7 protein-coding genes are annotated in these 9,528 nt (G+C 40.6%); 3 read left to right on the top strand and 4 right to left on the bottom strand.

All coding sequences use genetic code 11. The annotated features are described in order from the left end of the window. Nucleotides 1-177 precede the first annotated feature (177 nt). The 3 genes from guaA to B2V92_RS08430 all read left to right on the top strand — a co-directional run bounded on the left by guaA (nucleotide 178) and on the right by B2V92_RS08430 (nucleotide 4,232). The gene (guaA, locus tag B2V92_RS08440; RefSeq protein ID WP_293306822.1) at nucleotides 178-1,707 is read left to right on the top strand and encodes a glutamine-hydrolyzing GMP synthase; all 1,530 of its coding nucleotides are present in this window, start codon (nucleotides 178-180) and stop codon (nucleotides 1,705-1,707) included. Nucleotides 1,708-1,820: 113 nt separating this feature from the next. Further along, nucleotides 1,821-3,032 (top strand): amino acid ABC transporter substrate-binding protein, encoded by a 1,212-nt coding sequence (locus tag B2V92_RS08435; protein ID WP_293306821.1) that lies wholly within the window; start codon nucleotides 1,821-1,823, stop codon nucleotides 3,030-3,032. 30 nt (nucleotides 3,033-3,062) lie between these two features. Next, nucleotides 3,063-4,232, top strand: coding sequence for an RsmB/NOP family class I SAM-dependent RNA methyltransferase (locus B2V92_RS08430; RefSeq protein ID WP_293306819.1), 1,170 nt, complete (start codon nucleotides 3,063-3,065; stop codon nucleotides 4,230-4,232). Between the two features lie 544 nt (nucleotides 4,233-4,776). Here the strand turns inward: B2V92_RS08430 and B2V92_RS08425 are convergent. The 4 genes from B2V92_RS08425 to B2V92_RS08410 all read right to left on the bottom strand — a co-directional run. Further along, nucleotides 4,777-5,343: a MarC family protein gene (locus B2V92_RS08425; RefSeq protein WP_183768734.1), complete on the bottom strand. Its 567-nt coding sequence runs from the start codon at nucleotides 5,341-5,343 to the stop codon at nucleotides 4,777-4,779. Nucleotides 5,344-5,574: 231 nt separating this feature from the next. Continuing rightward, nucleotides 5,575-6,906, bottom strand: coding sequence for a porin (locus tag B2V92_RS08420; protein ID WP_293306817.1), 1,332 nt, complete (start codon nucleotides 6,904-6,906; stop codon nucleotides 5,575-5,577). Nucleotides 6,907-7,002: 96 nt separating this feature from the next. Then, nucleotides 7,003-8,460: an amino acid permease gene (locus B2V92_RS08415; protein WP_293306815.1), complete on the bottom strand. Its 1,458-nt coding sequence runs from the start codon at nucleotides 8,458-8,460 to the stop codon at nucleotides 7,003-7,005. Nucleotides 8,461-8,592: 132 nt separating this feature from the next. Then, a partial coding sequence (locus tag B2V92_RS08410; protein ID WP_293306813.1) for a sodium/proton-translocating pyrophosphatase occupies nucleotides 8,593-9,528 on the bottom strand: 936 nt, incomplete at its 5' end.

Raw genomic sequence — 9,528 nt, 5'->3', positions numbered from 1 at the left:
TAATGTCCTTAATTTCTTAATGGTCAACAAATAAATTAATTGTTTAAATCGGTTAACTGATGCCAAACATCCGGCGCTAAGCGCCCATCTCCACGCCCCCAGCTCAAAACTCCATGCATGCTCCAAAAATCTTAAATCTCTGACCCCAAATATCATATCTAATTACTACTTTTGCGGATGCAAGAGAAAATCATTATCGTCGATTTTGGTTCGCAATTTACACAACTCATCGCCCGTAGGGTTCGCGAACTAAATATTTACTGTGAAATATATCCATATAACAATCTGCCTGAGGTTACGCCTGATGTAAAAGGAGTTATATTTTCGGGTAGTCCTTATTCTGTGCGTCAGGAAGATGCGCCTCAGATTGATTTATCGAAATACCATTTAAAATATCCGTTATTGGCTGTTTGTTATGGTGCACAATATATCGCGCAGCATTCTGGTGGTTCGGTTCAGCCTTCTTCAACACGCGAATATGGCCGCGCCAACCTAAATTTTGTAAACCAGGAGAATAAATTATTCAAAGGTATTAACCTGGGTTCGCAGGTTTGGATGAGCCATGGCGATACCATTACCGATATTCCTGAAAACTTCGAATTAATTGCCAGTACCGATAGTGTAAAAGTGGCTGCATATCATATCAAAGATTCTGATACTTATGCCATCCAGTTTCACCCTGAAGTAACACACAGTATTGACGGAAAAATCCTTTTGGAAAACTTTTTAGTTGATATCTGCGGTTGTAGCCAGGACTGGACCTCTGCTGCTTTTGTTGAAACTACCATTGCCGATATTAAAGCTACTGTGGGCAACGACAAAGTGGTTTTGGCCCTTTCAGGTGGTGTTGATAGTAGTGTGGCAGCAGTACTTTTGCATAAAGCCATCGGTACCAATCTGCACTGTATATTTGTTGATAACGGTTTATTGCGTAAAAACGAATACGAAAGTGTTTTAGAACAATACAAAGATTTTGGCTTAAACATTAAAGGTGTTGATGCTAAAGATAAATTTTTGAGTCAATTGGCTGGGGTAGAGGATCCGGAGCAGAAACGTAAAATCATTGGTCGTGTATTTATCGAAGTTTTTGATGAAGAATCGCACCTGATCCAGGATGTAAAATGGTTGGCTCAGGGTACCATCTATCCAGATATCATCGAGTCGGTTTCGGTTAAAGGTCCTTCGGCAACCATTAAATCACACCATAATGTTGGCGGTTTGCCTGATTTTATGAAACTTAAAGTAGTAGAACCGCTTAAAACTTTATTTAAAGATGAAGTAAGAAGAGTTGGTACCACTTTAGGCTTAGAATCGTTTATTTTAGGCCGTCACCCTTTCCCGGGGCCAGGTTTAGGTATCCGTATCATTGGTGAGGTTACTGCCGAAAAAGTGGCTATTTTACAGGATGCCGATAAAATTTATATCGATAACCTGAAAGAAGCTGGATTATACGATCAGGTATGGCAGGCAGGAGCAATCTTTTTGCCTGTGCGGTCTGTTGGTGTAATGGGCGATGAACGTACCTACGAAAATGTAATCGCCCTGAGAGCGGTTGAATCATTGGATGGTATGACAGCTGATTGGTGCCATTTGCCTTATCCGGTATTGGCTAAAATCTCCAACGAAATCATCAATAAAGTTAAAGGTATTAACAGGGTGGTATACGATATTAGCTCTAAACCGCCTGCAACTATCGAATGGGAATAGCGTTGAGTTAGGAGTTGTGAGTTTTCAGTTTGGAGTACAAACTGCATAAAATAAAAGTAATGCTAGCAAGGTGGAATAAACTTTGCTAGCATATTTTGTTAAAAACGATAGGTATGAATTTTAGAAAGGTTTACTGTTTGCCAGTTCTGTTTATGTTGGTTTTAGGTGCTTGTTCGCCCAAAGTGAGAACGCCTAAGCCCGAAACCAGTAAACCGGTCGAAAAAGAAAAACCGGCAGATAAAAAGCCTATCAAAAAGTTTACCCAGGCCAGTGTTTCTTTACTGGTTCCCTTTAAACTGGATGAACTGAATTTAAAAACAGCTACAAAAGCCGATATTGAGAAGTTTGCCATGCCCATCGATTTTTATCAGGGTTTTAAACTGGGGCTCGATTCTGCTGCAGCACAGGGTTTAAATTTTAAACTCAATGTATTCGATACCCAGGATGATAATGCACATATCTCTCTCCTTTATAAAAACGAACGGTTTAAACAGAGTAATTTAATTATCGGTCCTGTTTTTCCGGATGGACTGAAATTTATATCCAGCTATGCCAAAGAAAACAATGCTACAATAGTTTCGCCTTTGGCCGCCACCGATCCGGCTGAATTCAACAATCCGAATCTCGTTTCGGTAGTCAACAATATCGGTTTGCACGGAAAAAAAATTGGGAGCTACATTTTCAAAAACTTTAATCCTACGAGTACCATTGTAGTACTCATTAATCCGAAAAAAACGGAAGATGAGGCTTTTGCTGCGCCGATCAGGAATTATTTTCAGGCCAATACCAAATTTATCGTACAGGAATATGCTTCGGCCTACACTTTCGAAACTAAAATGATTAAGGGCAAGCAATATGCTGTGATTGTAACCTCATCCGATCGTGCTTTTGTACTGCCCACCATCGAAAAACTTGCCAAACTAAAGAATCTGCCCACGGGGGGATATGCCATTAACCTTTTTGGGCACCCCAACTGGGTAAAACAGAATTATCCGGCCGATAAATTACAGGATCTGAATACCATCATCAGTTCATCTTATAAAATCGACTATAAAAGCAGCAATGTGGTTACTTTTATTAAAAAATACCGCTATAAATACGGCTTTGAACCTGGGGAATATGCCTTTAAAGGTTTTGATGTTGGCTATTATTTCGGCAGGTTATTGGTAACCTATGGCGAAGATTATAAAGATTACATCGTAAAAGATAGATACAAAGGCCTTCATAATAACTTTTCATTTATCCATGATGAAAAATTAGGTTATATTAACACGAGTTTAATGTTGCTGAAGTATAAAAATTTCGCCTTAAATATTGTTGAGTAACCCACTATTTCTTCCATTTTTAATTATTGCATGAGAGCAGACCACCAGTTAAGAGCCTTTGAACAGATTTTAAGCAGTTATGATGGAAGTTTGCCCTTACATCGCTTTCTGCCTGTTTATTTTAAACAACATAAGCAAATGGGCTCATCAGACAGGAGATGGGCAACCCGGCATATTTATAGCTTTTTTAGACTAGGAAAGGCTTTACTAGCACTGCCCGGGGAAGAACGCTTGAGTATTGCCGATTTTTTATGCCACGATACTTTAAGCCAGATTGTAGAGAAAAACTTTCCTGATCTGGTAGAAAGCATTACATTGCCTTTAGAGGATAAACTAAGACTGGTTACAGCCAGATACCCAGAATTTAATATTGAAGAGGTCTATCCTTTTCATGCTGCACTTTCGGGGGATATAGATAAAGAAGCATTTTTTGCTTCGTTTTTTAAACAGCCCGATCTTTTTATCAGGGTAGCAGCTGGTGATACTTCTTCTATTATCGCAAAGTTGGAGACTGAAAATATTGCGGTTAAGGCAATTTCTGATACTGCGTTGGCCCTGCCAAATGGTACTAAATTAGAAACCATTTTAAAAGAGGGGAGTTATCAGGTTCAGGATTTATCTTCGCAGCGTACCGGCGAATATTTTAAACCCAATAAATGGGATAAATGGTGGGATTGCTGTGCGGCTTCGGGTGGAAAAACATTGCTTTTACATATCTTAGAACCTGTTATTGAGCTTTTGGTATCCGATTTGCGCGAAAGTGTGCTCTTAAACCTCGATGAACGTTTCCGTTTGGCAGGCATCAAAAAATACCATAAAAAAGAAATCGATCTTTTGCAGAACAACGATCAGATTCTGCACCACTATGCTTTTGATGGCATTATTCTGGATGCGCCCTGCACAGGATCGGGCACCTGGGGAAGAACGCCCGAAATGCTGACTTTTTTCGAAGAACGTAAAATTAACCAGTTTGCAGCCATACAAAAAGGCATTGTGCAGAATGTAGTGAAATACCTGAAACCCGGAAAGCCGTTAATATACATCACCTGCTCTGCCTTTGAACAGGAAAACGAAGCTGTTGTTCAGCATATAGTTGATACTTTGCCTTTAGAGTTGGAAAAGATGGAATTGATAAAAGGTTATGGGAATAATGCAGATACGATGTTTGTGGCGAGACTAAATAAGATTAGCCAAGATTAGTTAAGATTTAAGGATTATAGGGTTTTAAGATCGGAAGCTTGTTAGATGGATATTAGTCCCATTTTCCCATACGATCGTCATGCTGTCTCGAATCTTCGGCATCTGCATCTTTCCTGCAAAATAGACCCTGAAATAAATTCAGGGTGACGTCATTGCGTTTAGGCCATGCTAAGTATGCTCAAACCAGGACCTAAAATTCTTTTTTAGGTATTTCACCGCTTCTATTAATACAGCAATGGCTCCAATAATTAAGGTATATTCTTCAAAGCTTTTCATGTTGTGAGCTTTTATGTTTAGATCAATATACGCAATTATTGTTACAGTTTAGTGAAGGGATTGTCAATTTATGTGGTACTCCCGTCATTGCTCTCGATTTATCATGCTGAACTTAGTTAAGCATCTTTCCTACATAATAGACCCTGAAATAAATTCAGGGTGACGAATGGTTGAAATAGTTTTCTAAGGCCTCATTGGAATGAAGACTGAAGGCTTATCATAGAACTAATCTCCATCATCCATCTCACATCTTCCATTATTACATCCCCTAAAGCCCTGTATTATTCCTGAATAACTTAATGGCAATGGCCAGTAATATCACCCCAAAAGCTTTACGCAGGATGTTTAAACCCGATTTTCCGAAAAGTTTTTCCAGTCTGTTGGTATTTTTCAGTACAAAATAAACAAACAGCATATTTAGGATAATCCCAACCAGGATGTTCTGGGTGTGGTATTCTGTTTTCAACGAAAGGAGGGTGGTCATCGTTCCGGCGCCGGCAATTAAGGGGAATGCCAATGGCACAATCGAAACCGTTTCGGGTGCTTCTTCCTTAAAAATGGTAAGACCCAAAACCATTTCCATAGCGATAAAAAAGATCACAAAAGAGCCTGCAATCGCAAAAGATTCTACGTCGAGTCCGATTACTTTTAACAGCGATTCGCCTACAAATAAAAAGAGGATCATTAGGCCCGCCGCTACCAGCGATGCTTTTTCCGATTCGATATGTCCGGCCTTTCTGCGCAGTTCGATCACAACGGGAATGGCGCCCAGAATATCGATAATTGCAAACAGTACCATCGTTGTAGATAGGATCTGGCTTAAGTTGAACTTCATAAAATCGAGTTTCATAGCAGGACAATTTTAAGCAAAGGTAGCGGAATTTGTCTCAAATCCTCAATTGTGCTATTATTTATTAGAAACCTTAGTTCAATTAATATTTATACATTTTGACTGATTTTAGGCTCCTTTTCCTGACGCGATCGTCATGCTGAATTTATTTCAGCATCTTTCCTGCTTGATAGACCCTGATCCCGAAGTTTCGAGACAGGGTGAAGGCCATTTAGGTTAGAAATAGAACTGTGTTCTCAACGTAAGTACATTATCTTTTCTATCAGCTGTATAGCCTTCAATCTGGGTCGATTCGTTTTTAATCATATCGTAATAAAGTACGGCTTTAAAATGTGGGTTAAAATGATGCAAAAAGCCGAAGCCAAAAGTATCAAAGCGCACATCTGTCGGCGAAAGGCCTTTATTACTGCTGATATCCATTCCCTTTACCTTCGAATTGGGATCGTACCAGTCGTATTTCAAAATTAGCTGGTTATCGGTACTGTTTAGCGTTTGTACAAAAGTGAGATAGGCACCGTTAAAAGTACGGGTATAGAATGGCAAAGCAACGGCCTTATTGTCAACAGGATAAGATCCCGGGGTAGTTGAAGTTGTTGAAGTACCCGTTTGCAGGCCCGATATTACTTCTGCCCTAAGCTCCGATTTCCAGCTTTTTGTGTTGGTAGCTAATTGGATATCGGCACCGTAATACCTCCTTGGGGCTACCTTGTTGACGGTTGAAGATGATGAATCTTTAACCATCCGCCATACATTGTTTGTTTGCTCCATTTTATAGCTAACAGGCAAACGGTGATCTAAACCACCCTGTAGCGTACTGATACCACCGGCAATGGTAAAGTTGTTAAAGGCATAAGTTTTATGGCTTAACCTAAAGATAAAATCCTTACTGTTATCGAATTCTCCGTTGCCAGCTAATCCCTGGCCATTGTAGATCCCAAAATCGAATACTAAATTTTTAAGTTTGGCATCCTTCCATCTTGGATTTAAACTAAAGGTAACACCCAGGTCGCGTTCGGTTCTCATTAAAATCTGCGACATCCGGCCGCGTTCTGGTGCTTCGCGCACTGAAGATGATAGCTGGAGTTCGTTTCCGAAAGGGCGGCCCGAAAGGCCGAGGGTAACGGCCAATATCTTCCATTTATTTTCGTAATAGCGCCCCCAGAAATCCCTTACCGCAACTCCCTGTTCGGTACCATCAAACTGCAGCACAAAATAAGTTGATGGAGCACCGTCATCTGTTAAAAGCATATAATCGGCCCTCAAGCGCCCCCTTCGTAACCTAAACCTATTATTGGTAAAATCGCCAAAATTGCCGCCTTGGTACTCCGCTTGCGTACCTTTCGATTGGGCAAACTGGAATTGGGGTTGCAAATAACCGCTAAATGATAAAGAACCGTATTTTTTCGAGATAATGAGTAAATGGTTAACTGTAGTAGAGTCCATTACATCATTAATTGTTCTTTGGGCATAACTAATTGAAGAAAATAGCATAAGAAAAGCAATGGTTACAAAAAATACCCTTTTTAATCCGGTAGAATGGCGGTTCATGTTATCGATTTTTTGCAAAGGTAGCTTTATTAACAATTATTTAACATAAAAAAAAGCCCCAACTTGCGTTGAGGCTTCTAAAAATATTATAATGGTTTACAATTCTGGTCTCGGTGGATCTACTGGCTCAACTACTTTGCCGGTATTTCCAAGAACAGAGTTCTTTTTACCATAGAAGAAATAAATTGCAATGCCCAATGCCATCCAGATCGCTAACCTGATCCAGGCTTCGATAGGTAGCGACGACATTAAGTAAACGCAAACAATGATACCCATAATCGGTACGAAAGGAACCAATGGGGTTTTGAAAGGACGAGGCCTGTCAGGATCTGTTTTACGCAATAACATTACACCGATACATACCAATGAGAATGCGAACAAGGTACCGATAGAAACCATGTGGCCTAAATCGGTAACAGGAACAAAACCAGCAAAAATACTTACGAAAAGCATAAAGAAAATGTTGGTTTTGAAAGGAGTTCTGAATTTAGAGTGGATACTGCTGAAGAACTTTGGTAACAATCCGTCTTTAGACATGGTATAGAATACCCTTGATTGTCCCATCAACATCACCAATATTACAGAGGTATAACCTGCTAAAATTGCAATAATCAAGCCCATCTGCAACCAGTTATAACCGGTAACTTTAAAAGCAGTAGCTGCCGGAGAAGCATCACCTTTAAAAACGCTAAAAGGTACCAAACCTGTCATTACGTGTGCAAACAGTACGTATAAAATGGTACAAACCACTAACGATCCCAATATACCGATAGGCATACCTTTTTGTGGATTTTTTGCTTCCTGTGCTGCAGTAGAAACGGCATCAAAACCGATAAAAGCAAAGAATACCAATGCTGCACCGGCTGCAATACCCGAAATTCCGAACTCACCTTTAACACCAGTGTTTTTAGGGATATAAGGCGTGTGGTTAGCCGGGTTGATAAATTTCCATCCAAGAACGATGAAAATGATTACTACCGCTACTTTTACAATTACCAAAATGTTGTTAAGGCTCGCCGATTCTTTTGTACCGCGGATTAACATTAATGAAAGTAACGAAACGATAACCACAGCCGGAAGGTTGATACCTCCGCCATCTACTTCTGCAAACGATTTGGTTAAATAGAGCGGCATTTCCATGCCAAACTCGTGCAATAATTTATTAAAATATCCTGACCATGAAACACCCACGGTTGCGGCCCCCAGTGCGTATTCCAGCACAAGATCCCATCCGATAACCCATGCCATAAACTCACCCATGGTAGCGTACGAATAGGTGTAAGCACTTCCGGCTACGGGGATCATTGATGCAAATTCGGCATAACATAATCCTGCAAAAGCACAGCCAACTGCGGCTAATACAAATGATAAGGTTACGGCAGGTCCAGCGTGGTCGGCTGCAGCAATACCTGTTAAAGAAAATAAGCCTGCGCCAATAATAGCTCCAATACCCAGTGCAACAAGACTGGTGCTGCTCAGTGTCCGTTTAAGCGTGCCTTCACCGCTTTCAGCAGATTCTGCTATAAGCACATCAATAGGCTTTTTTAAATTCATAATTAGTTTAGTCTTTTATGTTTGTTTATTTTTTATGATAATAAGCGGTAAACCTAAATAAAAATTACCAAAAAGTAAAAGGGATTCTTTTAAAATCCCCCTTTCAGTTGTATTGTCTCTGTGATTTTACAACTAATGATTCAATGTATCGGTGGTATTGATTAAAGTATCGGTTTTTATGTTGCCCAAACTATCGGTTTTTTGCTCAATTCTGATTTCTTTCCTAACTTCTTGCTGATGTTCGCCTGCAATTGCCTTAACTGCGATGTAAGGAGCAATAACCAGCGAAACAATCGACATTAATTTGATCAAAATGTTCATCGAAGGCCCCGAAGTATCTTTAAAAGGATCGCCAACGGTGTCTCCGGTAACAGAAGCCTTGTGCGGTTCTGATTTTTTGTAATGCATCTCTCCGTTGATCATTACACCCTGCTCGAAAGATTTTTTGGCGTTATCCCAGGCACCACCGGCATTACTCTGGAAAATTCCCATCAATACTCCGGTAACGGTTACGCCGGCCAATAAGCCGCCCAAAACTTCCGGACCAAAGGTGAAACCAACAATTACAGGCGTAATTAAAGCAATTGCTCCCGGCATCATCATTTCGCGGATTGATGCTTTTGTAGAAATGGCCACGCATTTTTCATATTCAGGTTTTGCTTTGTACTCCATAATGCCCGGAATTTCCCTAAACTGGCGGCGTACTTCCTGTACCATATCCATCGCGGCTTTACCAACCGCCTGGATACATAAGGCAGAGAAAATAAAAGGGATCATCCCACCAACAAACAATCCTGCCAAAACAGGGGCCTTATAAATATCGATGGCCGAAATGCCTGCGATACCCACAAAAGCTGCAAATAAAGCCAACGAGGTTAAAGCAGCTGATGCAATGGCAAAACCTTTACCGGTTGCAGCTGTGGTATTGCCCACGGCATCTAAATTATCGGTACGCTCGCGTACTTCTGGTGGCAATTGGCTCATTTCTGCAATACCTCCGGCGTTATCTGCAATCGGTCCGAAAGCATCAATGGCCAACTGCATGGCCGTAGTGGCCATCATGCCGGC

It is taken from the genome of Pedobacter sp. UBA5917 (assembly GCF_002432345.1).
Taxonomy (GTDB): domain Bacteria; phylum Bacteroidota; class Bacteroidia; order Sphingobacteriales; family Sphingobacteriaceae; genus Pedobacter.
Note: the sequence above shows the minus strand (reverse complement) of the source record. Positions and strands in the feature narration are given on the sequence as shown.

What these genes read in the sequence shown, in the direction of transcription:
- B2V92_RS08420 (WP_293306817.1), bottom strand. Translation starts at nt 6,906, where the DNA reads ATGAACCGCCATTCTACCGGATTAAAAAGGGTATTTTTTGTAACCATT.
- B2V92_RS08415 (WP_293306815.1), bottom strand. Translation starts at nt 8,460, where the DNA reads ATGAATTTAAAAAAGCCTATTGATGTGCTTATAGCAGAATCTGCTGAA.
- B2V92_RS08435 (WP_293306821.1), top strand. Translation starts at nt 1,821, where the DNA reads ATGAATTTTAGAAAGGTTTACTGTTTGCCAGTTCTGTTTATGTTGGTT.
- B2V92_RS08430 (WP_293306819.1), top strand. Translation starts at nt 3,063, where the DNA reads ATGAGAGCAGACCACCAGTTAAGAGCCTTTGAACAGATTTTAAGCAGT.
- B2V92_RS08425 (WP_183768734.1), bottom strand. Translation starts at nt 5,343, where the DNA reads ATGAAGTTCAACTTAAGCCAGATCCTATCTACAACGATGGTACTGTTT.
- guaA (WP_293306822.1), top strand. Translation starts at nt 178, where the DNA reads ATGCAAGAGAAAATCATTATCGTCGATTTTGGTTCGCAATTTACACAA.